General features: G+C 54.6%; 22 protein-coding genes. 10 read left to right on the plus strand and 12 right to left on the minus strand.

What is annotated here, in order from left to right; translation table 11 throughout:
* Positions 1 to 119 precede the first annotated feature (119 nt).
* Together ACXAF0_RS18395 and ykgO are read left to right on the plus strand one after the other, a co-directional pair.
* Positions 120 to 1133 (plus strand): methyltransferase domain-containing protein, encoded by a 1014-nt coding sequence (locus tag ACXAF0_RS18395; RefSeq protein ID WP_475347282.1) that lies wholly within the window; start codon positions 120 to 122, stop codon positions 1131 to 1133.
* Between the two features lie 148 nt (positions 1134 to 1281).
* Positions 1282 to 1407 (plus strand): type B 50S ribosomal protein L36, encoded by a 126-nt coding sequence (gene ykgO, locus ACXAF0_RS18400; RefSeq protein ID WP_007090004.1) that lies wholly within the window; start codon positions 1282 to 1284, stop codon positions 1405 to 1407.
* A gap of 109 nt (positions 1408 to 1516) precedes the next feature.
* Here the strand turns inward: ykgO and ACXAF0_RS18405 are convergent, their stop codons facing one another.
* The gene (locus tag ACXAF0_RS18405; protein WP_475347283.1) at positions 1517 to 3361 is read right to left on the minus strand and encodes an adenylate/guanylate cyclase domain-containing protein; all 1845 of its coding nucleotides are present in this window, start codon (positions 3359 to 3361) and stop codon (positions 1517 to 1519) included.
* A 46-nt stretch (positions 3362 to 3407) separates the two neighbouring features.
* Positions 3408 to 3845, minus strand: a complete 438-nt coding sequence (locus ACXAF0_RS18410) for an Lrp/AsnC family transcriptional regulator (protein WP_475347284.1) — start codon at positions 3843 to 3845, stop codon at positions 3408 to 3410.
* A 164-nt stretch (positions 3846 to 4009) separates the two neighbouring features.
* Between ACXAF0_RS18410 and ACXAF0_RS18415 the strand changes: the two genes are divergently transcribed.
* Both ACXAF0_RS18415 and ACXAF0_RS18420 read left to right on the plus strand, forming a co-directional pair.
* On the plus strand, positions 4010 to 5092 hold the full coding sequence (locus ACXAF0_RS18415) for a saccharopine dehydrogenase family protein (protein WP_475347285.1): 1083 nt from the start codon (positions 4010 to 4012) through the stop codon (positions 5090 to 5092).
* A 295-nt stretch (positions 5093 to 5387) separates the two neighbouring features.
* Positions 5388 to 7805, plus strand: coding sequence for a tetratricopeptide repeat protein (locus tag ACXAF0_RS18420; protein ID WP_475347303.1), 2418 nt, complete (start codon positions 5388 to 5390; stop codon positions 7803 to 7805).
* Between the two features lie 12 nt (positions 7806 to 7817).
* On the opposite strand, the gene ACXAF0_RS18425 is transcribed toward ACXAF0_RS18420, so the two are convergent.
* From ACXAF0_RS18425 to ACXAF0_RS18435, 3 genes are all read right to left on the minus strand, one after another.
* Entirely contained in the window at positions 7818 to 8321 is a 504-nt protein-coding gene (locus ACXAF0_RS18425; RefSeq protein ID WP_475347286.1) for a universal stress protein, read from the minus strand.
* A 229-nt stretch (positions 8322 to 8550) separates the two neighbouring features.
* Complete coding sequence (locus ACXAF0_RS18430; RefSeq protein WP_475347287.1) at positions 8551 to 9318, minus strand: TIGR02186 family protein; 768 nt, start codon at positions 9316 to 9318, stop codon at positions 8551 to 8553.
* Positions 9318 to 10241, minus strand: coding sequence for a sulfite exporter TauE/SafE family protein (locus tag ACXAF0_RS18435; protein WP_475347288.1), 924 nt, complete (start codon positions 10239 to 10241; stop codon positions 9318 to 9320). The genes ACXAF0_RS18430 and ACXAF0_RS18435 overlap by 1 nt, the downstream gene beginning before the upstream one ends.
* Before the next feature lie 120 nt (positions 10242 to 10361).
* Between ACXAF0_RS18435 and ACXAF0_RS18440 the strand changes: the two genes are divergently transcribed.
* Both ACXAF0_RS18440 and ACXAF0_RS18445 read left to right on the plus strand, forming a co-directional pair.
* On the plus strand, positions 10362 to 10613 hold the full coding sequence (locus tag ACXAF0_RS18440) for a sulfurtransferase TusA family protein (RefSeq protein WP_475347289.1): 252 nt from the start codon (positions 10362 to 10364) through the stop codon (positions 10611 to 10613).
* Positions 10614 to 10652: 39 nt separating this feature from the next.
* Positions 10653 to 11138, plus strand: coding sequence for a GNAT family N-acetyltransferase (locus tag ACXAF0_RS18445; protein WP_475347290.1), 486 nt, complete (start codon positions 10653 to 10655; stop codon positions 11136 to 11138).
* A gap of 27 nt (positions 11139 to 11165) precedes the next feature.
* Here ACXAF0_RS18445 and ACXAF0_RS18450 read toward each other — a convergent pair whose 3' ends face one another.
* From ACXAF0_RS18450 to ACXAF0_RS18465, 4 genes are all read right to left on the minus strand, one after another.
* Positions 11166 to 12569, minus strand: coding sequence for a DUF2336 domain-containing protein (locus ACXAF0_RS18450; RefSeq protein WP_475347291.1), 1404 nt, complete (start codon positions 12567 to 12569; stop codon positions 11166 to 11168).
* Positions 12570 to 12581: 12 nt separating this feature from the next.
* Positions 12582 to 14318 carry a bifunctional diguanylate cyclase/phosphodiesterase gene (locus ACXAF0_RS18455; RefSeq protein ID WP_475347292.1) on the minus strand — a complete coding sequence of 579 codons (1737 nt, stop codon included), beginning with the start codon at positions 14316 to 14318 and terminating at the stop codon, positions 12582 to 12584.
* Positions 14315 to 16192, minus strand: a complete 1878-nt coding sequence (locus ACXAF0_RS18460) for an EAL domain-containing protein (protein WP_475347293.1) — start codon at positions 16190 to 16192, stop codon at positions 14315 to 14317. Before ACXAF0_RS18460 ends, ACXAF0_RS18455 begins: the two co-directional genes overlap by 4 nt.
* 284 nt (positions 16193 to 16476) lie before the next feature.
* Positions 16477 to 17181, minus strand: coding sequence for a GGDEF domain-containing protein (locus ACXAF0_RS18465; RefSeq protein ID WP_475347294.1), 705 nt, complete (start codon positions 17179 to 17181; stop codon positions 16477 to 16479).
* A gap of 146 nt (positions 17182 to 17327) precedes the next feature.
* On the opposite strand from ACXAF0_RS18465, the gene ACXAF0_RS18470 reads away from it, so the two are divergent.
* Entirely contained in the window at positions 17328 to 17636 is a 309-nt protein-coding gene (locus tag ACXAF0_RS18470) for a DUF5818 domain-containing protein (RefSeq protein WP_475347295.1), read from the plus strand.
* Between the two features lie 8 nt (positions 17637 to 17644).
* Here the strand turns inward: ACXAF0_RS18470 and ACXAF0_RS18475 are convergent, their stop codons facing one another.
* From ACXAF0_RS18475 to ACXAF0_RS18485, 3 genes are all read right to left on the minus strand, one after another.
* A complete protein-coding gene (locus ACXAF0_RS18475; protein WP_475347296.1) occupies positions 17645 to 18415 on the minus strand; it encodes an SPOR domain-containing protein in 771 nt (256 codons plus the stop codon).
* 2 nt (positions 18416 to 18417) lie between these two features.
* Entirely contained in the window at positions 18418 to 20802 is a 2385-nt protein-coding gene (locus tag ACXAF0_RS18480) for an AAA family ATPase (RefSeq protein WP_475347297.1), read from the minus strand.
* 443 nt (positions 20803 to 21245) lie between these two features.
* Positions 21246 to 22712 carry an aminotransferase-like domain-containing protein gene (locus ACXAF0_RS18485; protein WP_475347298.1) on the minus strand — a complete coding sequence of 489 codons (1467 nt, stop codon included), beginning with the start codon at positions 22710 to 22712 and terminating at the stop codon, positions 21246 to 21248.
* A 79-nt stretch (positions 22713 to 22791) separates the two neighbouring features.
* Between ACXAF0_RS18485 and ACXAF0_RS18490 the strand changes: the two genes are divergently transcribed.
* The 3 genes from ACXAF0_RS18490 to ACXAF0_RS18500 all read left to right on the plus strand — a co-directional run bounded on the left by ACXAF0_RS18490 (position 22792) and on the right by ACXAF0_RS18500 (position 25575).
* Positions 22792 to 23076 carry a DUF1127 domain-containing protein gene (locus ACXAF0_RS18490; RefSeq protein WP_475347299.1) on the plus strand — a complete coding sequence of 95 codons (285 nt, stop codon included), beginning with the start codon at positions 22792 to 22794 and terminating at the stop codon, positions 23074 to 23076.
* 109 nt (positions 23077 to 23185) lie between these two features.
* Positions 23186 to 24148, plus strand: coding sequence for a threonine dehydratase (locus ACXAF0_RS18495; RefSeq protein WP_475347300.1), 963 nt, complete (start codon positions 23186 to 23188; stop codon positions 24146 to 24148).
* Positions 24145 to 25575 (plus strand): pyridoxal phosphate-dependent decarboxylase family protein, encoded by a 1431-nt coding sequence (locus tag ACXAF0_RS18500; protein ID WP_475347301.1) that lies wholly within the window; start codon positions 24145 to 24147, stop codon positions 25573 to 25575. The genes ACXAF0_RS18495 and ACXAF0_RS18500 overlap by 4 nt, the downstream gene beginning before the upstream one ends.
* Positions 25576 to 25600: the final 25 nt, after the last annotated feature.

Here is a 25600-nt window from a genome sequence, read left to right on the forward strand (position 1 = left end):
GTTGTCACTTTTGACTAATTGCCATATTTTCAAGAATCACTTGAACCCCGAATGCGAACAAACAGGTAGTCGCCTTGAAACTGAAATTTTGGCAACGCAAGTCCAAAGCGGATGATGATATGTCCGACGCGGACGCAATGTCTGCAGGCGCGGCCGAAGGGGAGGCGCCAGAGTTCGAAATGCCGCCGGGGCACCATCTTGGTCTCGGGACGCGTTTGCGGGCCAAGTGGGAAGGTTATGACGACCCGGTCGAATACTACCTGTTGCAGCTTGAAATCGATGCGTATGCCGATTGGCTGCGCAAGATGCGTGTCTGGCTTGCCCGCCCGGTGGAGCCGGAGCTTGGTGAGCTTGATCTTGATGAAGAAATCGGGCGCTGGCCACCGGATCGCATCCGGCTGTACGACAAGTTGTTTGATCATGGCATCATGATGCCCGGCGGGCATGAATATGCGCTGGAACTGGCCAAGCCGCTTGCCCTTGACGAGACGCTGAGCTGTCTTGAAATCGGTGCAAAACTGGGTGGTGTGGCGCGTGTGCTTGCCGATCGATTGGGGGTCTGGGTGACGGCCCTTGAGCCGGACGGGGAGTTGGCCCTTCTGGGGATGGATCGATCTGTTCATGCTGGCGTTCAAAAGAAAGTCCCGGTGCAGACATTCGATCCGTTGCAGCCCGATCTGCGCAAGGGATATTTCAACGTCGTTTATTCGTACGGCGAGCTATATAAAATCCCGGAAAAGGAAAGTTTTCTTGCCGCTTTGGCTGATACCTTGCGCGAACATGGGCAGCTTCTGATTACCGATTATGTCCTGACGCGCGATCTTGATGCCAAAGAGTTGGAAGACTGGGCAAAGCTTGAAGACGAAGAACTGTTTCCGTGGACTGCACAGGAATACAAATCCCGTCTGGGGCAGCTGAAATTCGATATCCGTATTGCCAAGGATGAGTCGGAAACGCACCTCAAACACATCAAACTGGCCTGGATGACCATGCTTTCCGATATCCAGAGTTCCGGTGTGGACCCCGATATGATGGATTATCTCGAGCCAGAGATGGAAATGTGGATGAATCGCGTAAAAATGCTTGAAAATGGCGGCCTGGCCTTTTATCGGTTCTACGCAACGATCAACTGATCGCTCAGGTTTTAGACTGCTGCTGGCGACTTGGGGTGGATTTGTTCCACTTTCTGTCGCCGCAACCTGTTTTAGGTGTTGACAGGGGCATGTCGTACTTCTATTTTCCGGCTTCCTCGAAGGGGCCAAGTTTCTAAGGTTTAAGATTATGAAGATCCGGAACTCATTGAAATCCGCGAAGCTGCGGGAAAAAGGCTGCCGTATCGTGCGCCGCCGTGGCCGCGTATACGTGATCAATAAAAAGAACCCGCGTTTCAAGGCACGCCAGGGTTAATTCCCGGTACCTTGTTCTAAGGTTTTACAAAACGCCGCATCGGTCCATCCAATGCGGCGTTTTGTTTTTTGGCTTCCTGACCTTTCAGGTCAGTGCCTTCTGTTTGTGCTTAGCTGCCGGTCTGCGTTGTAAACAGTTCGGTCTTGCTGTGGCGGCCGCGCAAAAGGACATCGCCGGCCTTGCTGACACGTTCCGGATTGGCCAACAGATTTCGGGTGGTTTCCGAAATCAGGATCTGTGTCCCCAGAACCTTGTTTTCCTGTTCAAGCCGGGATGCGGTATTGACCGCGTCGCCGTGAACAGTAAAGGACAGCCGGGCCTTCGCACCGACATTCCCGGCCACCATCGAGCCGGTATTGACCCCACAGCGGACTTTTAACTCCAACCCTTCGAAGGTGCGTTTCTCAACTTCCTTTTGGAGGGCGATGGCGCTGTCAACAGCCGCGTCCGCATGGTGTTGCAGGTCATCAAACACATTATAGACCGCCAGGATCGCATCCCCCTGAAACTGGGTGATGATCCCGCCATTGCTTTCGATGATCTGGGTTGCGCAATCGAAATAGTCATTGAGCATTGCAATGATCTGTTTGGGATCAAGGCTTTCACACATGGATGTAAAGCCGACAATGTCGATAAACAGCACAGTGGCTTCGGAAGTTTGCGGCGGCAGCACACCGGAATCATTGCCCGATGCCAGAAGCTTCTTGGCAATCGATTGTGGGACAAACTTACCAAACAGGCTGGTGATGCGTTCGCGGTCGTGAACGGCCATCATCATGTGATTGAATGATCGTGCGGCATCGTCATATTCGCGAATGCGGCTGCCCTTGAGCTGGGGGATATCGGAAGACGCGATGTCTTCGTCTTCAAAGGCGCGCGCCGCACTGGCAAACCGGCGGATCGGTTTGGTGAAGTGCCGCGACAGGATAATCGCAACAATGACCGACAGGACAAAGACGCCGCCACCAAGGATGGATGCCAGAACCAGCCGGTCCCATTCATCGTCAAACAGTTCCTCGTCGAAATACATGCCGATGACGACCGGTGAAATCGGGGCGGTGAAGATCTGACGCGTGACGATCAGATGATACCGGTCATTGTGATCAAGCCCCGACAGGCTGATGCCGCTGTTGTGGCGTTCGTCATCGGGATCAAGCGGGATATTTTCGGACTTGCCAAGATTGGCCAGAACCGGATCGCCGATATCATTGATGGTGGGCAGGGGGATCGGGCTGCGCGCAATTTCCGCGCCGTTATCCCCAACGCTTGCGGTTTTCTCACCCCAGTTTCTGAGTTCCGGGTGGGCCATGACGCGATTGCCACCAATCAGGATAAAGGGCGTGCCGGGCAAATCTTCGCGCCCGCGGATCAGACTGTCCGACAGGTTCGACAGTGACAGATACTGGGTGAAGGTGCCCAGATAGTGGCCGTCATAGAATAGCGGGATCCAGCTTGTCAGCACAGTGCGCTTAAAGAACGGGTCCCAACGCGGATATCCCGTCCGGTTTGTAACGGGGCCGCGAACATGGGCAAGTTCGGAAAACAGCATGTCGTCTTCGGGCAGGGTGCGCCTGATTTCGCTCATATCTTCCGGGTTAAAGCCGATAAATTGGCGTTCACCGGTGACCAGTCCATAGGCCATGACGCCCATGTCGGCTGCCGCAAGGGCGCGCATGGCATTGGTCCAGCCATATTGGAAGCTTGGATCAAGGGCGCCGCTGGCCACCTGTTCGGCGACCCAGTCGGAGCGTTGATCAACCTCGCTCATGCGTTCATGCATGGTGCGTTGCACCGATGTCAGATCAATATCGGCCAGCATCACCCACAAATTGCGGGTGTTCTCATAGGCCGTTCCAAGGCCGACATAAAGGGATAGTCCGACGCCAAAGACACTGGTGGCGATAAAACCGGCAAGCAGTACAGACAGGACAGAATATCTGCGTTTTGATTTCACTCGGTTTTCTTCCCGAAAAGAGGTTTTCCCCAAACCCGTGCTGATCTTAGCGGCGATCGAACTTGGTTGAAAGGATGATCGAACTTGAGGTGCGTTTTATTCCCGGCATCCCGCCGATCCGGTCCAGTACCCCGTCAAGTTCTTCGGGCGTGTTGGCCGCGACTTCGGCAATCAGGTCATATTCGCCAGAAACCGCCAGGCATCGAATGCAATGCGGGATTTTCTGAAGCGCGCCGACCACGCCCGCGGACTGTTTCTGTTCAAGCTGTATCATGACTTCGGCAAGCAATACGGGCTTTGCGTGGTCGCCAAGCTGAACGGTATAACCCTTTATGATTTCGGCCTTTTCAAGCCGTTCCAGGCGTTCCTGAACCGCGCTGCGCGACAGGCCAACGTCACGCGCGAGGGCCGCGGTCGGAATGCGGGCATTTTCCTGCAGGCGGGCGATCAGGCGACGATCAACTTCATCGATATGACGTTTCATCGGTTTTACCCATTAAAATGACGGGTCTTTGTTTTGTTTTGACAGTATCGCCGGGTTGAAAGCGTTCGTCTAGCGGTCGAGCATGATTAGGCAAAAACAAAACATGATCAGGGCAGGCGCAGCATTAACGGTGATGATGTCTGTTCGTTCGGGAGTTAGAGAACATGAAAAAGATTTTGATCCTCGGGGCCGGGAAAATCGGTCGTATCGCTGCGGTAATGCTCAATGAAAGTGGCGATTATGCGGTAACACTGGCGGATGCCAGTGGTGATATGCTTGAAATATGCGGCCAGGATGATGCGGCAACACTGGTAAAGGTCGACGTCACCGACGAGGCGGCATTGACCGAAGTCGCCAAGGGACATGACGCAATCCTGTCGACCTGTCCGTTCTTTTTGAATGTGGCGATTGCGCGCGTCGCGCGGTCGGTCGGCGCATCTTATTTTGATGTTACCGAAGACGTCGAAACCACGCGCGCCATTCGCGAGATTTCCAAGGGGGCAGCAGGCGCCTTTGTTCCGCAATGTGGCTTGGCGCCCGGGTTTATTTCAATTGCGGCCCACGATCTGTTCAAACGCTTTGATCGTGTGGACAAGCTTCGTTTGCGGGTTGGCGCTTTGCCGCAAAACCCGACCAACCGTTTGAAATATAACCTGACCTGGTCAACCGATGGCCTAATCAACGAGTATCTCAACCCGTGTGAAGCGATCCTGAACGGCAAACGTGTCGAAGTGCTGCCGCTTGAAGGCTATGAGCGCTTTACCATCGACGGCACCGAGTATGAGGCCTTCAATACGTCGGGTGGTGTCGGCGCATTGTGCGATATGCTTGAGGGCAAGGTCGATAATCTTGATTACAAGACTGTGCGGTATCCGGGGCATCAGGAAATCCTGAAAATCCTGATCGAGGACCTTCGTCTGGGCGAACGCCCCGACATGATGAAGGAAATCTTTGAAAATGCCCTGCCAATTACCAAGCAGGACGTGATCGTGATCTTTGCCGATGCGGTTGGAACCCAGCGCGGCGAACTGCGCGAAGAAAGCTTCATTCGCAAGGTGCATGGTACGCATGTGGGCGGTAAGGACTGGTCGGCGATCCAGATTACGACATCGGCCGGATTGTGTGCTGTGATGGATATGGTTCTGACCGGCAAATTGCCGTCATCCGGTTATGTGCGCCAGGAAGAGGTCACACTCGAAGATTTTCTGGCAAATCGGTTCGGGCGATATTTCGGACACGCCAACTAAACACGTCGATCGGCGGGCCCATAACCCTTTTGGGACAAAGAACCCTTCGGAAGTGATTTTGGAGGGTTCTTTTTATTTTCAGTGTTTTATGCGGCGAAATTTGACCTGATCGATTGAGTGAAGTTCGGCGGCCAGAACGGCAAATCTGCACTATTTTTCCAAGCATGGAATAGTTGGAAAATTTATGGCAAAGATGTGGTTTGTTAACGCTTCGACCTTATGGTGAAACGAAATCCGGTTTCTCTTGGGTAATAGGTATTCCTTGTCTGATTTTGCCGACATCTACCGTTCTGCATTGAACCTGTATGAGGCAGGTCGCTACGCAGAGGCAGAAGGGTCCTGTCAGCGAATGATCCGTTCATTCCCGCAGGCCGCAGAGGCCATGCATTTGGCCGGCCTTGTTGCCATGCGCCACGGGAACCAGACGCTTGCCGCGGAACGCATGGGCAGAGCCGCGATCGCCGATGCCAATAGTGCGGAAATCCAGCATGACCATGCACAGGCCCTTAAGGCGATTGGTAAGCTCCGTGATGCCGTTGGGGCGTTCAAGCGTGCCATTCGCTTGTGCCCGGATGCGCCAGCCCTTTATTGCAATATCGCCAACACCTATCGCCAGCTTGATGAACTTGATGCAGCACGCGAGAATTATGAACGCGCCCTCGAACTGGCGCCGGATGTTGCGGAAATTCATGCCAATTATGCTGCCTGCCAATATGCGATGGGCGATGTGGACGGGGCAGAAAAATCCTGCTTGACCGCGCTCAAAATGCACGATGACATCGTCAATGCGCTGGTGCTGATTGGTCAAATCCGGCTGGATCAGGGACGCACTGTTTCAGCAAGCGAACCCTTGCGCCGTGCATTGTCGCTGGAGCCCGGCAATCCGCGGGCCTTGACCGCCTATGGCGATGCACTTTTCCGGCTTGGTCAGTTTGCCGGGGCGCAGCATTGCCTGCGTCAGGTTCTTGCCCTTGATCCCGATGATGCCAAAGCACGCAGAACGCTTGCGTTGCTTAACCTGCGTGTCGGGCAGGGGACAGAAGCAATCGGGGCGCTTGAACCACTTTTGGCCCATAATCCTGAAGATCCGCAATTGCTGCTGATGATGGGTGAAGCACTCAGCCTTGTTGGCCGTCATAGCGAGGCGGTTGAACGGTTTGGCGCTGCCATCGGGGCAGGTGGTGGGGATGATGCCGTATTCCGCCTGGCTGTTGAACTGGCCGAAGAAGGCGATACCGGTTCCGCCCAGTCCGTCTTGCAAAACGGCATAGATCGCAAAATCGCAGCTGGTGAAAACACCGCCTTGTTCCGCACAGCACGCCGTTTGTTGTTTGCACCCGTGCCGACTGATCTTGCCGCGCAAAATGATGAAGTTGTGCGTGATCTTCTTGATGATACGCTTGATGAAGATGCGCTTGAGCCCGATCTTGAATTTGTCGGCTCTGACCGGATTGATCCCATTGTCCTGACGCGGTTCCCGCCCGTCTGGCGCGCGGCCTTGCGCCCGGAAGGCGATAAGCAACTTCGGGCGGTTGGACATTATTGGGAACGATTGGTGTCAGGCTACGACGTGCCGGAAGTCAGTTCGTCTCCTGCGCGCACGGGTACCAAAATCCGCATTGGCATTGTGTCTGCCAATATGTGGGACAATGGTATCGGGCGCTGGATTGCCGGTCTGGCCGAGGCGATTGACCGTGACCGGTTCGATGTCACCATCATCCGCCCGCCAACCGGTGAAGATGATATTACCGCGCGTATTGATGAGCATGGCGACCTTGTTGTGCCATTGCCGCTTGATCCCCTGCATTCGGCACGGGTGATATCGGGTCTTGGGCTTGATGTATTGCATTATGTCGACCCGCAGGCGGACGCCTATACCATGTTGTTGGCAAGCTGGCGTCTGGCGCCGCTTCAGATTTCGGGTGGCGGGATTGCTGCGACGAGCGGTCTTTCAAACATCGATTATCATCTGATCGCTGAGGACTGGGAAACGGCCGGCGGGGAAAAGCGGTTCAGTGAAAAACTGGTGCGCCTTCCGGGCCTGTTTGTAAATGCCAGTCCGCCAGAACCGGTTGAGATGTCGACAACCGATTTGCAGCGGCGCTGGCGGTTGGCACAGGACCGTAATACCTATTTGTGTCCTCAGCCGCTCGATGTGCTGACGGCCGAGTTCGATCCGCTGATTGCGGAAATCCTGCGTCTTGATGAAACGGCAGAACTTCTGTTGATTGCACCCGAACGTGACAGCTGGGACGCCGCGTGGGGGCGTCGCTTTGCCATCAATCACGCTGATGTTGCCGGGCGGATGCGGTTTGTCGATGTGCGCAATCGTGCCGATTTGCTGTCGCTTCTTTGTGCGGTTGATGTCGTGCTTGAAAGCCCGGCCTGGAATGATGCGATGCTGGCCTTTGATTGTCTGGGCCTTGGCGTGCCGCTGGTGACATTGCCGGGCAATGCTGCCCGGTCACGACGCAGCCATACCTGTTATCGTCAGATATCGGTCTTTGACTGTGTGGCGTATCATTCTGCCGATTTCGTGGATACGGCTTTGACTTTGGCGACGGATAAACGCCGTCGCTCTGTCGTGTCACACGCCATCAAGAGCCGCTCGCACATTCTGTTTGGCCAGAAGTCATCCTTTGACGCCTATATGCAGTTTCTTGATAGCTGCGTTTCCGTGCCACAAGGTGCGGCCCTTCAAGGACAAGTCTGATTTCACCGTAAGTTAGCTGAGCACGTCGATGTCAGCTTCGGAAAGGGCCGCTGGCACAATGGTCAGGGGCAGACGCAGCTGACCGACCGTGTCGCTTTTGGTCAGAGCTGTAATCAGTGGGCCGGGGCCGTCACTCGTGGTGCCGGCTGCCAGAACGAGAATGGAAATCTGTTCTTCTTCATCAAGAAGGTTAAGCAACTCGTCCTTAAGCCGGCCTTCGCGGATGAACAGAAGCGGCATGCTGCCGGTTTGTTCATGAACATAGGCGGCAAGCTCGTTGACACGTGATTCCGCCTCGTCCCGGGCTTCTTCCTTCATCAGGTCGCCAACCGCCATCCAGTGCTGGAATTCGGCGGGTTCAATAACGCTAAGAAGGGCTACGCGGCCGCCGGTATGCTGCGCACGACGGCAGGCATAACGCAATGCCTTGGTCATTTCATCGCTGTCATCCACGACAACAAGAAAAGTCCTGTTTGAGGTCGCACGAAGTTCCTGATCGGCATCAAATGAAGGCATATGGGTTCTCTGAACAGTTGCACTCAACCGCTGCGACACTGAACAGATGTGGGACTGTTGTTACGAGCGGACTGTTAAATTGTGCCGCAAGTCATCGCCGCTTTCCAAGTGATTTTTGGCTGATACGACAAAGATTTATGCGTTGCAGCTTTGTTGGACGTAATGCTGCATCTGCGAAATCACAAGGGTCGGTAAAGCGCAGCCATACCGTGAGCGGGGCAGAGCGCTGTTAGCTTTTGCGGAATGCGACGCTGGCGATCCAGCCGGAGACAACCGCAATAATGACGGCGATAATGCCATAGAGTGCCGAGTAGCGATGGGCAAACTCATAGACCTCGGCGCTGACGCCGGTTTTTGATACAACCAGCGGTGTTGTCTTGACGCTGGCAACGCGGCCATCGCGCATCAGATAGACATTGATGGTGTAGGTTCCGGTCGGGGTGTTGGCCGGAAAATGGATGTCGGTTCGAAACAGCTGATTGGACAGGAAGCTGATTTTTGCCGGACGTTCGCCAAACAGACCGGAATTCTGCATATTGCGAACCAGGGCTTCGCGATAGATCGGCTTGTTTTCATCGCTTATTTCGCTTTCGGGAACAAAGCGCAGGTTTTGCAGGCCGATACGGTAATCAAGCAAAACCTCTGGCGGCGCGATGATGTCCATCGGGCGGTTTGACGCGCTGGCATAGTAGGCCGGCACGTTTTTATAGCGCGCACTTTGACTGTTTACCCATATGCCGACTTTGCGTTCTTTCTTGCGCACCACCATGTCCTGATCCGGGCCGCGCACGGTGACGATCACATCGCCTTCGTCCTCGACTGCGCCAAATAAAAGCACGTTGGTTCCGGTAAAACCGGTCGTGATGGCGACAAGGTGGTTGGAAAGATCAACAACAAGCGGATCGGCAGAGGCCTTTTTGACCGCAGTGCCCATTGTCAAAACGGGCAGCAGGCCAAGCGCCATAATCGCCACCAGCAAGCGCGAAGAAACTGTCATTACAGATCCCCCGGCATGATGGAATAGAGATCCCCCGGCGTGATCACCAGATCAAACAGCAGTTTCAAACAGACTGAAAGAACGAGAAGGCCAAGAAGGGCGCGAAGGTGCTCTGCCTTAAGGCGTGCGCCAAACTGGGCGCCGAACTGCGCACCGATGACGCCACCAATCAAAAGCAGGATGGCAAGTGCGACATCCACGGTCTGGGTTTGCACCGATTGCAGGAAGGTCACGTTGGCGGTGACAAAGATAATCTGAAACAGCGATGTGCCGATCACTACACCGGTCGGCATGCCCAGCAGATAAATCATCGCCGGGACCATTACGAAACCGCCGCCAACGCCCATCAGGGCGGTCAGCATACCCACAAAGAATCCCACGGCGAGTGGCAGAAGCGCACTGATATAAAGCCCCGAGCGATAAAAGCGCATCTTGAAGGGCAGGCCGTGGATAAAGCTATGCTGGTGCTTTTTGGAGCGGCGAACCTGACCGCCGCGGCGCCGGGTGCGGAAAATCGCTCGTGTCGCCTCGAACAGCATCATGCCGCCGATGATGCCAAGGAAAATCACATAGCAAAGCGAAATGACAAGGTCGATCTGACCGAGCGACCGTAACCAGGCAAAGACCCAGACACCTGCGGTCGAACCGAGAATACCACCGGCCAGCAGGACAAGCCCCATTTTGAGGTCAACATTGCCGCGTTTCCAGTGGGCAAACACGCCTGATACAGACGATGCCACAATCTGGTTGGCAGCAGTTGCCACAGAAACAGCCGGTGGAATGCCATAAAAGATCAAGAGCGGGGTAATCAGAAACCCGCCACCAACGCCAAAAAGGCCAGACAAAAAGCCGACCCCGCCGCCCAGTCCCAGGATGAGGAATATATTTACCGATATCTCGGCAATCGGGAGATAGATTTGCATCGCGGGCAGGCTAACAGCGTTTGATTGATTGTTGTTCTTCAGTCTAACATATTGTGCAAATGCAACAATCGCCAAATGGCGCTATATCGGACCGGTTTCGTATTTTTTATAAGGTTTCTCATGTCGTCATCTTCAAGTGGTCCCCATGATGCAATTCTCGACGCGCGCGGTCTGATGTGTCCGATGCCGGTTCTTAAGGCAAAAAAGGCGCTGCGCGATGTTAAAAGCGGCGGGGTTCTTAGGGTAATGGCAACTGATCCCGGCTCTGTTGCGGATATGAAATCCTTTTGTGAGATGACGGGCAACCGTCTGATTTCGTCCGAGCAGGACGGGGATGTGTTTATCTATCACATCGAAAAATCCGGTGCCTGAGATCAAATCTCCTACCGCCCCACAATGAAAGTACCACCAATGGCACTCACTGCATCTGATCTGACCTGGTTGGATTGTGATTTTGATGATCTGTCCTCGCGTCACGTACACAGCCTTTTAAAGCTGCGTCAGCAGATTTTCATCATCGAACAGACCTGCATCTTTCCCGACATTGATGGCCTTGATCCACAGTGTCGGCATGTCGTTGCGTATGATGGTGATGATGTTTTGGCGGCGGCCCGCATTGTTGCGCCGGGCATTGATCCCGATCACGCAGAACAAGGTGATCGGCCGGCGATCGGGCGTGTGGTGACAAGCGAACGACTGCGTGGTCAGGGAATTGGTCGCGAAGTGATGCTGCGCGCGATTGATGTTTGTATACGCGATTTCGCCGGGAAGCCGATTTACCTGAACGGTCAGTTATATCTTCGTGATTTCTACGAGAGCCTCGGATTCGTGCAATTTGGCGACGAATATGAAGAAGACGGCATTCCCCACATCAGTATGGAACGCCCGGCCGATTAGGGCTTCACAAGCAAGCACCAGCGGCGATTAACGCACGCCGCTGGTCGCCATGCCGGTAAAGAACTCAAGCTGCCAGTTCATGTCATCTTCGCTCAGCGGATATTGATTGCCGCTCCGCGGATTAAGGGTCTGACTTGGCGGGACATGGCCAAGCTTGACCTGAATTTTAACCGCAAGATCGGCGGGCAGGCCGGCTTTCCAGGCCAGCGATACAACGCCTTTGGCCGAGTGGGTGTTCAGCACCTTTGTCACCGCTTCGGGTGAAATTCCTGCCAGAACGGCAAGTGACGCACGGGCGAATTTGATATCATTGGCCGCCAATGCCTTTGCGACTTCCTTGTCGGTCAGCTTTTTCTTGGCATGCATGGCCAGCGCTTTTTCAAAGGCTGGTTCTTCTTCCTCTTCGTCGTCATCGGCGACGACACCTTTTTTGTCCGACGTTTTGTCGGACTTGGGTTCTGCTTTGTCTTTTGCTTTGGTCTTGTCCTTGTCAGCTTTGATTTTCTTCGCATCGGTGGCGACTTCATCGCGCTTTTCAAATTCACCGGACGCGATGCGTCGCTGAACCACTTCACGGACAGCTTCGAGCTGATCTTTCTTAAGGTCCTTGCGCCGTTCCAGAACACTGATCAGGTTTTCGGCAACAAAGCGTGCGAGCTTCCCGGCCGCAGTCGGTGTCAGGCTTGGGCGTTCAACAAGGGGTTCGTGCCATTCCGGATAGTCCGGGGCGCGGTCGATCAACTGATCAAGCGTTTCTTCGCGGATCTGGGCGGACTTGTTCCCCAACAGATGGGAAATTGCATCCTTGTCACTGCTTGCGGCAATGGCATCGGCAAGTTTTTCGCCAACGTTTCTGCGGCGCGAGACAAAGCTGAGCGCGCCACGACCAGAACTGCCTTCAATGATCTCAAGAAGGTCGTCTTCGGTCAGAACCGGAGAATATTGCAGGACAGGGCCACAGACGACACTTTCGGCATCGCGCGCCAGTTGCTGAATGATTGGCTGCGGCGCGTCTGCGATATCCTTAAGCGTTTCGGAAATAACCTGACGGACATGAACGGCCTGGTCGCGCGCAAGCTTATCAAGCGCCTCATAGGTCATCCGACGCAGTTTGTCGGTTTCATTGGGGCTCAGACCGGCAGATAGTTGGGCAATTTTCTCGGCCAGGCTGCCACGCACGCTGTCATCATTATCGTCGGTCAGAAGAACGTCGGCCTGAACCGGCGTTGCTTCGTTCGCAGCAATATGTCGGCGGACAGACGAGTCTTGGTCAGATGCCAGGAAATAAAGGATTTCGGGGCGCGTATCATGGCGCTGTGCCAGCTTTCCGCGCACATCAGCATCCGGGCTTGCCGCCATTTCCTTGGCTTCGTGATAGGTGATTGGCGTTTCGCTACGCTTGGTAAATACCCGCTGCAAAAATCCCTTCATCGGGCATTCCTCCTAATCTTCGATTTTTGCCGAATCTTTTGATCCGGGTGCGGCAGCGATACCAAAACGGCCTTTGCCGAGCTTCTTGACCTGATACATGGTCTGATCTGCGCGTTGCACAAGTTGTTCAAGCGTTTCTTGTGAATCTGCTTCGTGAACGGCGATGCCAACAGATATCCCCAATGGATGATCGGCGTCACCGGAATACTTACCAAGAACAGCACTTTCTTTCATCAGGGTCTTGGCGCGCGCCGATGCGGCATCAATATCAGCACCTTCCAACCACAAAACGAACTCATCACCGCCAAGACGGGCCACAAGATCGGCCGGGCGCACATTATCGAGCAGCACTTTTGTCAGGGCGAGGATGGCGTCATCACCAGCCTGATGGCCGTGGATATCATTGACCAGTTTGAAGTTGTCCATATCGACATACATCAAGGCGGCTGGCGCATTTTCACGGCGCAGGCGACTGTGACGACGTTTGAGTTCTTCAAAAAACGCGCGACGGTTCAGAAGCCCGGTCATGCCATCTGTACGCGAAAGTGTCAGGATGCGCTCATGCTGGATGGCCTGTTCGATGGCGATACCGACCTGATCGGCGACCTCGGTCATGATGGCGCGTTCACCATCGGTCGGTTCCGGGTGATCGGCATCAAACATGAAGATCACTGCCCCGTTGTTACGCTGATGATAATGGCAGCTCAATGCAACGATCCGGAATTTTCCGATCTGCGCGTCAAAAGTTTCGTTGGCGTTTTGCAGGTGTTTGAGCGCTTTATTCGCAATGTCGTTGGCAGCCTTGTCTTCGTCACCGGCGGCCAATTCCATTTCACCGGTTTCGTCATTGCGCTTGAAAATGATGGAGTACGAACAGACCAGAGCACGCGTGCTGGCCTCTGACGCGCCTTTAAGAACCAAAAGCGGATCAATTTCGTCTCGCATGGTGCGCACGATATAGGTCATCAGGCGGTCACGGTTTCGGGCCGTGGCGACTTCGCTTTCGCGGCGGCGCTGCTCGGTAATGTCATGAGCGAGGCCACGTGTGCCGACCCAGATCCCCTCGCGGGAATAAACCGGTGTCGAGGATACCGACAAGCACGCGTCACGCCCGTTTGAACGACGGAACCAGATTGGGACATCGCGCACAGCCTTTTGGCTGCGGAACACGTGTTCACTGTCCTGATCGGCGGTATCGAGCAGGAAGTGCCCCGGGAACCGACCGACGATGTCATCGGCGCGATAGCCAAGCGCCCCGCGCGGAGAGACAAAGATGAACTTTCCGCTCTCGTCGGTCTCCCACGCAAAGGCCGAGGATACTTCGACGATGTCGCGATAGCGCTGGCGTGAGTCAATCAATGCTTCTCGCAAGTTACGATCCATGCTGACATCGCGCGGCAGGATCATGACCTGATTTTTCGTGGTCGGAAGTGCGGTCAGTTCAAGCGTTGCTGTACCGCGCTGCACTTCAAAGGTCATCATCTCAACGACGCCGCCCGGTGTCGTCAGCGTGCGGCGGATCAGTTGATAGATTTCCGGGAACAGTCCGTCACGAATACCATTGGCAAAACCAACCGCATTCTTGTTGGCAAACAGGGGCACGCCCTGTGCATCCATCACGATGACGGGGGCTTCGGCCTCGGCCATGACCTTGGGGTCAAGGGTAAAGACATCCGCGTCGTAATCTGTCAGTTCGTCGGTGGCGTTATTGGTCTGGTTTCGGGGATCAACCGGATGACGGGAAGTCATGCGCGTCCTCCTGTTGTGGTCGACGCGCTCTGGTCGTCTGTTTGTGCACTGCTGGTCGGACTTGTGATGTTGGTTTTGTGATAGTCGTCGTCACTGCCAATCGTGATCGGCGGACCCAGGTGGTACCCTTGCCCATAATCAATACCAAGATCACGCACGAGTTCATAACTGGCCTGATCATGGATCATCTCGGCAATGGTGCAAATGCCAAGATCGCGGCAGAGCAGGGCGGTTGCCTTAAGAAACGCGCGGCCCTTTGGATTGGCAAGGGCGGTGCACATGGCCCCGCCGTCAAACTTGATAATGTCGACATCAAGGGCGCTCAGATATTCAAAGTTGGCCGCACCTGCGCCAAAGTCATCCAGACAGATTTCATGACCGCGTTCGCGCAGCATTTGCAGGCCGTTATTCACATCGGCCAGACCGCGAATGCGCGAGGTTTCCGTGACTTCAAACAGGACATGTTTCGATGCGATGTCATAGCCATCCAGCAATTCGATCAGGGCAGGCATAAAGCCAGCCTGTTCAAGCGAATGACCAGACAGGTTTACGGCAACCGGATAGGGAATGCTATCGGGATTGTCGCGCAAATGATCGAGAACCTTGCTGCACATTGCGAGGTCGAACTCGGTAATCAAACCGGTTCCCTCGGCGAAATGAATGATCTGGTCAACGGCAAGCGGACTGTCCCCGATGTTAAAGCGCGCCAACGCCTCGAAATGGTGCATTTTCCGACTGCCCAGATGGACAATCGGTTGCAGGGCAACGGCAAAGGAGCCGTTTTCAACAATTTCGCGGAAGGCTCTTACGGATTTCAGTGTTTCGTTAATCAGGTGTGGCAGGCTTGCCGATAGGCGGGCGGCGGAAACGTCGTTCTGCGCTTTGCGCTGCATGCGGTTAAGCGCATAGGCAACTGCGCGGGTCAGGTTGGTTTCGCGGTCATTTTCATCATTCTCGGTGTCGAAATGATGGATGTTGCGCGCACTTTCATAGTCATTGCCAAACAGGTCATTGGCTTTGGGTTTTTTGGCACTTTGACCTTTGCCATGAGGGCCATTGGTGAGTGATATCAGTCCGTCGATATTTTCAACAGCCGCCGTATCATTACCGGCATCGATGTCGTCAAGATCGGCGCGCAGTGCACTGGCATAGGCCACGATCCGCCGTTCCAGTTCGATCATCGGTTCATCAACTGGATGAATTATGGCTGGTTTTTCTTCGGTTTGTTGATCCTTGATGACGGAAGCACTGAACTGTTTGGCGCCAATGCCAATCAATCGGGCGAGCTCGTTGGTGGCAGCTGTTTCAGCCTGGGAGCGTGAAGCGGCCAGATTTTCAAGCACGACCAGCGCCTCGCTATGATAGCTCATGGTTGAAATATCGCCAGCTGCACTGGTCTGGCTTGTTTCTGCGTTCATGTTCTGACGGATGACCGCGTTCTGCAAAATGATGCGATCAATCCCCGATCTTGCGCGCGGGCGAATGGCGCGATGGCGGGCCGCGATATAATAGCGGCTTGACGGGTCGGCGATCATATAGCCGCTCAGTGACAGGGGAACAGCTTCCTGAACCGGTTGTCCGTCAGATTCGCAAAGCTGAAAATCAAGATCGAGTTCTTCGAGACGTTTCAGACCGCTGCCACCATGAAGGTAGGCGCGCAATAAAGGGCGTTCGGATTTGACGACAATTTTTTCAAAGGCCTCGCCGATCAGGCGATCGGGCGTGCAGCCGAGAAGGCTTTCCGTGGCACCTGCGACAAACAGGATATAGCCATTCTCGTCGACCTCAAGAAGCATATCGGCCCAGCAGAAAGCCATCGCTGCCAGAAGGTCTTGGTCATTCGTTTCCGCCGAGGAGCCGGTATTGTCTGTCATTTCTGAACCGTCATGGTAAGCCGCCTGATTATTTTTTATGCCGCAGCTATATCTGTCTCTACTAAATAGCGATCTTACAAAGGAAATGAAGGATTTGCACTTGATATGGCAAAAAAAACATTCCGACTTTGGAATGAAGGTTCGTGACTTTAAATACAAACGTTTTTGTTGCTGAAACGCACAGTAAAATCGGGGTTTTAAGTACATCTGCCAGCGCACTATTCAATGCGATGTGAAACTGAGCGAGAAAGCGTGAACGGGAAGTCGGTGGCAGGATTGGTTAATCAGGCTGCGTTATGGCCGGCTTTTTTAAGCTCGCCCGCGTCGCGCCGGCTGTGCTTTTGGTCGTACATTGCTTCATCAGCTGCGCGGATCAAATCGGCAATATCGCATTTGGCGTCATAGGATGCGTGACCAAAGCTTGCCTTGATCGCAAGTGCCTTGCCTTGCCAGATCAGTGGGAAGCGGGCTGTTGCTTTTTGAAGCTGTGCGATACGTTTTGTCGCCGCGGCAGGATTGCTGCCAGTCATCAGGATGGCAAACTCGTCACCGCCAAAGCGTGCAACAAAGTCATCGGAACGCGTATGGGTGCGCAGGTTCTGACCAAAGTGGCGCAGAACGGCATCGCCGGCGGCATGGCCATTTACGTCATTGATTTCCTTGAAACCATCAAGGTCGGCAATGACCAGAATCCCGGTCTCAGAGGTGCGGGCAGCGCGCGCGATTGCCTCGCGCATGCGGCGCATGAATCCGCGCCGGTTATACAGCCCGGTCAACTCATCGGTTTCGACCATGAGTTCAAGCTGTCTGATCCGGTTTTGTTGCTGATCAAGGCGGGTTTGCATGTCACGGGCAAGATCAACCAGGGTAGAAAGCGCGTTGCGTTGTTCGCTATCGTCGGATTCTTCAGTCGCACGCGTATTGATTGCTGTCTGATGCTCAACATCAGCAGCAAGTTCCATCAATAAATCGATTTGCGACTTTTCCATTGGCTGTCTTGTTGTCAATGACAATGAACGACGAACCCCTTAAAAGGGATGGAACCATTCTATCTTCCATGGCGTTACAAGAACCTTAACGCGCATGAAGCGTATTTGTGACGAAATACTGTCGATCACGCAAAGGAGCACGACGGATGAAAAACCTTTTTGGGGCCGGATTAACGCGGAAAATCGCAATCGCGGGCGTGGCTCTGGCGTTGGCAGGTTGCTCGTTCCTGCAAAAGGAAAACTTTACCGTCGGTGGCGAAATCACTGACCACGGGGAGGAATGCGTGACGTTCCGTGCCGAGGACGGAACACTTTATGCGCTGGCCAACAAGGCAAGCCGTTTCCGTCCGGGGGACAAGGTGCGCGTTACCGGGCATCTGGCCCTGATGACGACCTGCACAGAGGCAACGACTCTGATCGTTGACAAGATCGTCCTGCTGGCGCCTGGCGGATAATCAACAAACTAACGATGCGTGGCAAAACAATCGGTGCCGTCAGCTTTGAGTTGGCGGCATTGTTTTTGTGCGGACTCGGAGTCTGCAAAGCCGACAAGTTGCAGTCGGTGATATATCCCCTGACTGCCAAGGTCGGCGGGAACGATCTGTTTTTCGTGGGATTTGGTCAATTCGGGATATCGAATGCTAAAGCTGGCCCAATAGGTTTCCGCGGTAAACGTGTCACGAAATGCACCCAGCTGAATGAAGTGCCGACCGCCATTGCCGATTGGTGCTGCAGTTTCGACCGGTCTCGAGCTGACAGGTTGCGAGGCTTCCTGACGCTTGGGTGTCTCCGCAGGTTGAGGTGTTTTTTCGGATAATGCAGGTACAGGATTCTGTGAAACCACCGTTTGTGGTGCTACTTGTTTTCGGGTCGGGCGGATAGGGGGCTTGCCATTGATTGTCCGCTGATACTGATCCGCCAAAGACGGGATTTCGATATCTTGTTCAATGACTGCTTCGGCCGGGATTGTTCCGGGAAGAAGGCTTACAGGTCCATTATCCTCCGGAACGCTTGAGGCATGCGCAGGCAAATCCGTCGGGATCATTTCAATACCTGTTTTCCCGGCTTCTTGCGCGGTGGTTTGTGCGATTGCGGGCGGCATGACGGCGTTGCTGATCAATACCGACATGCCAAGTGCGATCACAAAATGCGGACCACCCCACGTTTTACCAATACCGAATTGCTGTGACACGCGGGTCACAGCGTTCAGGCATTTGTGGGGTGGCTTTTGCATTCCTACATCTCCGTGCGCGGGCCATAGGCGTGACGTTCGCGCAATATCTGATCGTTGCTGCGCAGACGTTCCATGGCTTTGCCATAGACGGTGTCTGGCGCATATTGGCCATCTGATCGATCGCCGGTCGCCATCCCGGTCAGAAGTTCAATCGCATCATTGATATGCTCCACGGTCCAGATGTTGAACTTGCCCTGACGAATGGCCTGAACAACTTCTTCGCGGAGCACGACATTTTCCGCGTTGGCAGACGGGATGATCACACCCTGATCACCGGTAAAGCCCTGATCGGCACAGATGCGATAAAAACCTTCGATCTTGTGCGAAATGCCACCAACCGGTTGGGCCTGACCGAACTGGTTCATGGAACCTGTTACGCCCACATTTTGACGCATCGGGATGTTTGAAACTGCGGAAATAATGGCACAAAGTTCCGCCATAGAGGCCGAATCCCCTTCGATCCCGCCATAGTTCTGCTCAAACGTGACGTTGCAGGCAAAGGATAGCGGGAAGTCCTGCGCAAAGCGTGACTTCAGAAAGCCTTCAATGATCATCACCGATTTTTGCTGCAACGGGCCGGACATATCGACCATGCGTTCGATGTTAAGCACCCCAAGACTTCCGACATAGGATCGTGCCGATACACGGGCGGGAAGGCCAAAGGCGTGGTCGCCGTAATCAAGAACCGTGAGCGCATTGACCTGGCCAACGATGCTGCCAAAGCTGTCGATCAGGATTTCACGTCGTTGGACGCGTTCATGCGACTTGTCTTCAAGGCGTGAATTGCGGTGGCGGCGTTCTTCAATCGCGCGCCTGACGTCCGCCGCGCGGATGTTTTCCCGGCCTTCGGCCTTGCTAAGGGCGCCAGCCTCAATCGCGACATCTTCGACCCGTTCGATCTGGGCTGTCAGTTTGTCACGTTCGCCAGCCCAACGGGCGGCTTGTCCAAGCAGCTGACGGATTGCGCCATTGTCGACCGGAATGCCGGAGCGTGACAGGGCGGAAGCACGCAGAAGCCCGGTATAGATCGAAATATTGCGCCCGGCGGCCGGCATATCGGCATCGATATCGGCCTTAACCCGGAAGTGGTTGCGGAAATCCACATCCAGCGAGAAGAAGGTGTAATAGAATTTCGGGGCGCCAACGATCACGACCTTAAGATCGAGCGGGATCGGGCGTGGTTCCGGGGCGCCCGCAGTTGGCGCACCGCCCTTGTGGGTTTCCTCGATGCGAATTTCGCGGTCACGTAGCGCTGCTTTCAAAAAGCCCCAGCATTCTTCATGCTCCAGCAGGCTTTCTGCGCGCAATACCAGAACGCCGCCATTGGCACGATGCAGCGCGCCCGGTTTGATCAGGCTGAAATGCGGATGCATGCCGCCGCCAATCGGACGGTATTGAATTTGCCCAAACAGGTTGTCGTAGCTTGGGCTTGGTTCAAGGACGACATCGGGATGGTCATCGCGCGAATGGTCAATCAGCAGATTGACGGCATAGCGATCATCGACGGTTTCGGGGATCTTGCCATCGCCGCTTTCAATGGCGGGTTGGTCACTGGCTTCTTCGAACGCGTCGACATTATCGAGAATGTCCTTCTCAAGCGCCTCAAACCAGGCCTTGAGGCCAGGGCTTGTGAATTTGTCACGAAGCTTCTTGATGCGCGGTTTCAAAACAACCTTGGCCGCCCCGCGGCGAAGACTATCGAGCGTATCGGCGATCTGTTCTTCAAGGTCGCGCGTCGACAGCAGCGTCTTGCGAGCTTCCTCGGCGACATCTTCAAAGGCGTCTTCGGCTTCGTGACGGCGATCCTTGGGGATTTCATCAAGCGAGACCGGTTCGCCGTCCTCGTTCAGGGCGACGATCATCACGCCTTTTTCGTTTTCCTGAACATCAAGCCCGCGTTCGCGCGCATATTCGCGCAGCGCATCGAACTTTTCACGCAACTGGGCACGGGCTTCTTCGGTTTGTGTCTGGGTTTCGGTCAGATGGGCCGGTGCGTTAAAGGCCGAGGAAAAAGCTTCTCGCAGATGCGAAATCAGTGTTTCCATCGTGGTCAGAAGTTTTTGTCCCTGACCGGCGGGAAGGGCGTAAGGACGTGGGCGATTGGTCCGCGAGAAATTGTTCAGATAGACCCAGTCATCCGGGGCTTCACGTTCTTCCATGGCCTTGTTGAGGTAATCGAGTGTCGCCGTCATACGACCGGCACGATCCAAGCCAAGAACAAAGATGTTGAAGCCGGGTTCGGACATCGAAAGTCCGAATTTTAAAGCCTCTGCCGCGCGATAATGCGATGAAAAATCAAAAATTTTCGGCTGTTGGTCTTTGTGTGGGCTGCGAATACGGAAATGCGGGAAACCGCAATCTTCTGCGTCAAGGCGGGAAACTGGCATCTGCTGACTTTCTGCTGCCCAAGATATGATATCAAGCCGGGAAAATGGCCCCTCAGGGTCAGGGCCTACTAATTTGGTTCGAATGGTCTTTCAGATTTGTGCGGATGCGCGAAGCGAAACTGCAGGAAGATAGATATCTTTCAAGGTTTTGCGACAAAGCAGCCCGTGCAAATCTGAACGATCCGAAGGACAGAGCTTATATTTGCGAACTCCCGCGTCAAATCCCTTGTGCGGGATGCCGACCCGCCCTGCGGGACTTTCCTCGGATTTCACAAATATAAGCTCTGCCATTCAAATCAAACTAGTAGGCCCTGACCCTTACATATCTTGGAAGCAACCCATTTACGGGGTCAAGCGTTGCGTGCGGAAATAATTGAAATGCCAGCAAGAACCGTATCTTGACCGAAATTTTCAAGTGGTCTCAGGGTCGCGAAAAGGGGGCGCTAGATTACGGAGGTGTTGCCGAAATCACTGCTTTGAAGTAACCGGTCAACCGTTTGAACGCCACGGCGCAACCGTTCGGGGGATCGTTCCGCACCAAAGGCTAGCCTGAGGCCGCGTGGCACTGGCCCGACCGAGAATTGCTGGGCTGCTGTCAGAAGGACGCCGTGATTGGCGGCATTCATGACCAATTCACCAGTATCGATATGTTCGGGCAGTTCCAGCCAGATATGGTAGTTGGTCGGGTGGAAGCGGATGTCATAGCCCTTGAGCGTGCCAAGAATGATGGCCAGGCGCTGGGCGGCTGCTTCACGATGCCAGCTTTCGAACTGTGCAAGGCTGCCATCCATGATCATGCGGGTGACAAGTTCGAGATTGATGGTCGAGACCATCCAGCAGGTTGACCGGATCGCGCTGGCCAGTTTGCCAATCATTTCACCCGGCGCATGGATATAGCCAACGCGCAATCCGCCACCGATGCTTTTGGAAACACCGTCCAGATAGATGCTGCGCTCCGGCGCAAAGCAGGACAAGGGCGGTGGGGCATCCGGATCAAGGAAATGGTAAATGCCATCTTCGATCAGGGTCAGGTCATATTTGCGGAGAATCTCGGCGATTTCGATGCGGCGCTGTTGGCTCATGGTGCTGCACAGCGGATTGTGCAGGGTCGGCATAAGATAGATGGCGCGTGGGCTTTGGGTGCGGCACATGTTTTCCAGCGCATCGGGCATAATGCCCTCGTCATCCATTGCAACACCGCGCAGACGGAACTGCAGCAGATTGGCAAGACTACGCAGGTTGGGGTAGGTGAGTTCTTCGCACAGAACGAGGTCGCCGGGGCGGACAGTCGCCAACAAGGAAACCGTCATCCCGTGCTGAACACCTGCCGTGGGTAATACGCGATCCGGATTGTCATCAAGGCCAAGTCGCCCGGCGGCAAAGGCCAGCGCGGCGCGCTGATGGGCAACACCGTATTCTGACTTGTAGGACACCATGTCGTCGGTCGTCATGGTGGTTGCGACATCCAGCAGGTTCTCGCGAATGCGGCCTTCCTGCGGCGGCAACGGGCAATTCATTCTGAAATTGATCGGGCCGGTTTCTTCGCTGTCGCGTGCTGTCGGCGTCTCGGGCGTTTCGGGACCGGCACTTTGCGCCAATTGGCTCAGATTGTTGGTAAACGCCATCGGAATGGGGGCGGTCGCCGCCATGTCGAGTTCCGACTGAATATTATGAAGGACATAGGTTCCGCGGCCGACCTCGCCTGCGACAAGCCCAAGACGCTCTGCCTCACGGTAGGAGCGGGTGATTGTCCCGACTGTGACGCCAAGTTGATAGGCGAGATCACGATGGGTGGGCAGCCGGTCTCCGGGTTTCAGAGAGCCGTCTTCGACTGCGGTGCGGATGGCTTGCGCGATCTGTCGATAAACAGGACCACCAGCCTCATCAAGTTTCGGGAACCATATTGTCATGGTGACAATGTTTAAATTGACACAATCACAATGTCAATGACAAAATAATATCGAGACAATTCACCGAAAGGAGATGGAAATGGTAAATTGTAACGATACAATCCAGGTTTCCGGCATTCATGTCAATGATCGCGCAACCACCAATGGCAAACCGGGCACCAAGCCGGTGACCTGGCGTGCCGCGATCACTGGTGTGGTGATCTCTATGGTCGAATATCTTGCGCTCCTTCAGGCCCGCTCGCGTGATCGTTATGCGATGCAACGTCTTGATGATCAGATGCTTAAGGATATTGGCGTGACACGCGCAGACGTTGAAGAGGAACTGGCGAAACCGTTCCTGTCCGACTTCCCCCGGCGCGGCTAGCCACCGCCGCGTATGACGGAGGCACTTTGCTCCCATTGTGCCTCCGTTCGGCGGGAAACCGTCATGCGTTCAAATTGTCACGATTTTTCTTAAGTAGGGATACAATGCCATGTTCAATACAAATGAATTGCGCGAGGCGGCGGATTTTGTGCATCAATATGTTGCGCCGACCCCGACAATTCAGTGGCCCCTGCTTGATCGTGCGACCGGATTGTCCCTGTATGTCAAACATGAAAACCATACCCGACTGGGCGCGTTCAAGATCCGCGGTGGTCTGACCTTTTGTCGTTATCTCGGAAGCTCTGTCGATGTGAATCGCGGGATTATTTCGGCAACGCGGGGCAATCATGGACAAAGCCTTGCCCATGCTGCCAGCCGGTTTGGCATGCCTGCGACGATCATTGTCCCGCATGGCAATTCGGTTGAAAAGAATGCCGCCATGCGGGCCTGGGGGGCTGAAGTGATCGAACATGGTCATGATTTTCAGAAGGCAGCTGAATACGCCAAGGCGCTCGCGAGCAAGGAAGACCTTGTCATGGTCCCGCCGTTCCACCCGGAACTTGTGCGTGGTGTCGCGTCCTATGGGTTGGAGCTGTTTGATGCGATTTCCGGTCTGGATCGGGTTTATGTGCCGGTCGGCATGGGATCTGGAATTTGCTCGTTGATCACAGTGCGCGATGCGCTGGGGCTTGAAACCGAAATCATTGGCGTGGTCGCCACGGGCGCTGATGCCATTCGCCAGTCATTTCTTGCAGGCGAGATCATCCAGACACCGACGGCCAATACATTTGCCGATGGCGTCGCCTGCCGAAGCCCGGATCCGACCGCATTTGAAATCATCAAAAACGGTGCGGCGGATATCGTTGCCGTCACTGACGAACAAATTGCCGATGCCATGCGTCTTTATTTCAGTTCGTGCCACACCATTGCCGAGGGTGCTGGTGCCGTGCCACTGGCAGCAGCCATTGCGCAGCGTGAAAGTAACATTGGCAAGAAGGTCGCACTGGTTTTGACCGGGGCGAATATCGATCGCGCCGATTATGCTCGCATTCTTTCGGGAGAAAACAAATGAACCGCATTTCAAACCGTTCAGATGACAGCCCCACTGTCGATGAACGTCATCTCATGTTTGATGACCTTGAAAAGCTTGGACGTATCCTTGTCGAGACAGGCGATATTGCGCACAGCTTCATTCAGGGCGCGGATGACATGGATGTAACCTGCCGCGATTTCTCTGCCTTTGACCCCTCGCGCCCCATGCCGGGGCAGGGACGCGGTGCACTTGATGCGTTGCGGGCAGCGAAGGAAGACATTCTGCCGCTGCTCGCCGCATCAATTGGTCCGAGATATCTTGGATTTGTTACTGGTGGCACAACGCCAGCCGCACTGGTTGGCGATTGGCTTGCCAGCGCGATTGATCAGAACGCCACCGGCCCGGAAGGATCGGTCAATGCTGCTGTCGAAGAACAGGTCATCAACTGGCTGTGTGACTTGGGCGGTGTGCCATCAGATCGGTTTGATGGTGTACTGACGACCGGTGCAACGGTATCAAACCTTTTGGGACTGGTCGCAGCCCGCCAATGGTGCGGTGAGCAGGTTGGTGTAAATGTTGATGCCGATGGTGCCGGTGTTTTACCCGATCTCGAAATTTTTGCCGCAAGCCCGCATGCTAGCATGGTCAAGGATCTGTCGATTACCGGCATTGGCCGCAACAGCTTTACCAAGGTGGCAACAAAACCGGGATCCGAAGAAACCGATATCGTTGATTTGAAGGCCAAACTTGCCGCCAGTTCGGCGCGCGCCAAGATTGTGATCGCCTCGGCCGGGACAGTCAATGCGACGGATTTCGATAATCTTGATGCGATTGCCGATTTGTGTGCCGCCTTTGGGGGGTGGCTGCATGTCGATGCCGCGTTTGGTTTCTTTGCTGCCCTTGATGATCGTCGTGCGCATTACACCGCAGGGATTGCGCGAGCGGATTCCATTACCTCGGACGGGCATAAGTGGCTCAATGTCCCGTATGATTGCGGTATATTCCTGACCCGGCATGTTTCCGTGCTGGAAACCTGCTGTCGGGCCTTTGCGCCGTATCTTGATACCAAGGCAGATGGCAATAGCTACATCAATCGCGGGGTGGAAAATTCCAGACGTTTCCGCGCCTTGCCGCTCTGGGTGATGATGGTGGCCTATGGCCGTGACGGGATTGCATCGATCATTCGTGCCAATTGTGATCAGGCCGCAAACCTTGCCGCTTGGGTACGAACCCATGAGAAGCTCGAACTGCTGAGCGAGCCGAAACTCAATGTGACAATGTTTTCGTCACGCGGCAGCGATGATGACAATCGGGCTTTGCTTGAACGGATCAATGCGACCGGCAAACTGTTCCTGACGCCGACCGTGTATGGCGGACGGTTCGGTTTCCGTGCTGCATTCAGTAATTGGCGGACCCGCGACGATGACCTTGCGATCATCAAACGGGCGATTGAAACGGTCTTGTAATCGTTTAGCGAAATCACCGATAAGC

The organism is Thalassospira sp. ABD4_177 (assembly GCF_056160125.1).

Excerpts from the sequence above, each read along its gene's own strand:
- ACXAF0_RS18395 (WP_475347282.1), top strand. The coding sequence starts at position 120 with ATGTCCGACGCGGACGCAATGTCTGCAGGCGCGGCCGAAGGGGAGGCG.
- ykgO (WP_007090004.1), top strand. The coding sequence starts at position 1,282 with ATGAAGATCCGGAACTCATTGAAATCCGCGAAGCTGCGGGAAAAAGGC.
- ACXAF0_RS18410 (WP_475347284.1), bottom strand. The coding sequence starts at position 3,845 with ATGAAACGTCATATCGATGAAGTTGATCGTCGCCTGATCGCCCGCCTG.
- ACXAF0_RS18415 (WP_475347285.1), top strand. The coding sequence starts at position 4,010 with ATGAAAAAGATTTTGATCCTCGGGGCCGGGAAAATCGGTCGTATCGCT.
- ACXAF0_RS18425 (WP_475347286.1), bottom strand. The coding sequence starts at position 8,321 with ATGCCTTCATTTGATGCCGATCAGGAACTTCGTGCGACCTCAAACAGG.
- ACXAF0_RS18430 (WP_475347287.1), bottom strand. The coding sequence starts at position 9,318 with ATGACAGTTTCTTCGCGCTTGCTGGTGGCGATTATGGCGCTTGGCCTG.
- ACXAF0_RS18435 (WP_475347288.1), bottom strand. The coding sequence starts at position 10,241 with ATGCAAATCTATCTCCCGATTGCCGAGATATCGGTAAATATATTCCTC.
- ACXAF0_RS18440 (WP_475347289.1), top strand. The coding sequence starts at position 10,362 with ATGTCGTCATCTTCAAGTGGTCCCCATGATGCAATTCTCGACGCGCGC.
- ACXAF0_RS18445 (WP_475347290.1), top strand. The coding sequence starts at position 10,653 with ATGGCACTCACTGCATCTGATCTGACCTGGTTGGATTGTGATTTTGAT.
- ACXAF0_RS18450 (WP_475347291.1), bottom strand. The coding sequence starts at position 12,569 with ATGAAGGGATTTTTGCAGCGGGTATTTACCAAGCGTAGCGAAACGCCA.
- ACXAF0_RS18455 (WP_475347292.1), bottom strand. The coding sequence starts at position 14,318 with ATGACTTCCCGTCATCCGGTTGATCCCCGAAACCAGACCAATAACGCC.
- ACXAF0_RS18460 (WP_475347293.1), bottom strand. The coding sequence starts at position 16,192 with ATGACAGACAATACCGGCTCCTCGGCGGAAACGAATGACCAAGACCTT.
- ACXAF0_RS18465 (WP_475347294.1), bottom strand. The coding sequence starts at position 17,181 with ATGGAAAAGTCGCAAATCGATTTATTGATGGAACTTGCTGCTGATGTT.
- ACXAF0_RS18470 (WP_475347295.1), top strand. The coding sequence starts at position 17,328 with ATGAAAAACCTTTTTGGGGCCGGATTAACGCGGAAAATCGCAATCGCG.
- ACXAF0_RS18475 (WP_475347296.1), bottom strand. The coding sequence starts at position 18,415 with ATGCAAAAGCCACCCCACAAATGCCTGAACGCTGTGACCCGCGTGTCA.
- ACXAF0_RS18480 (WP_475347297.1), bottom strand. The coding sequence starts at position 20,802 with ATGCCAGTTTCCCGCCTTGACGCAGAAGATTGCGGTTTCCCGCATTTC.
- ACXAF0_RS18485 (WP_475347298.1), bottom strand. The coding sequence starts at position 22,712 with ATGACAATATGGTTCCCGAAACTTGATGAGGCTGGTGGTCCTGTTTAT.
- ACXAF0_RS18490 (WP_475347299.1), top strand. The coding sequence starts at position 22,792 with ATGGTAAATTGTAACGATACAATCCAGGTTTCCGGCATTCATGTCAAT.
- ACXAF0_RS18495 (WP_475347300.1), top strand. The coding sequence starts at position 23,186 with ATGTTCAATACAAATGAATTGCGCGAGGCGGCGGATTTTGTGCATCAA.
- ACXAF0_RS18500 (WP_475347301.1), top strand. The coding sequence starts at position 24,145 with ATGAACCGCATTTCAAACCGTTCAGATGACAGCCCCACTGTCGATGAA.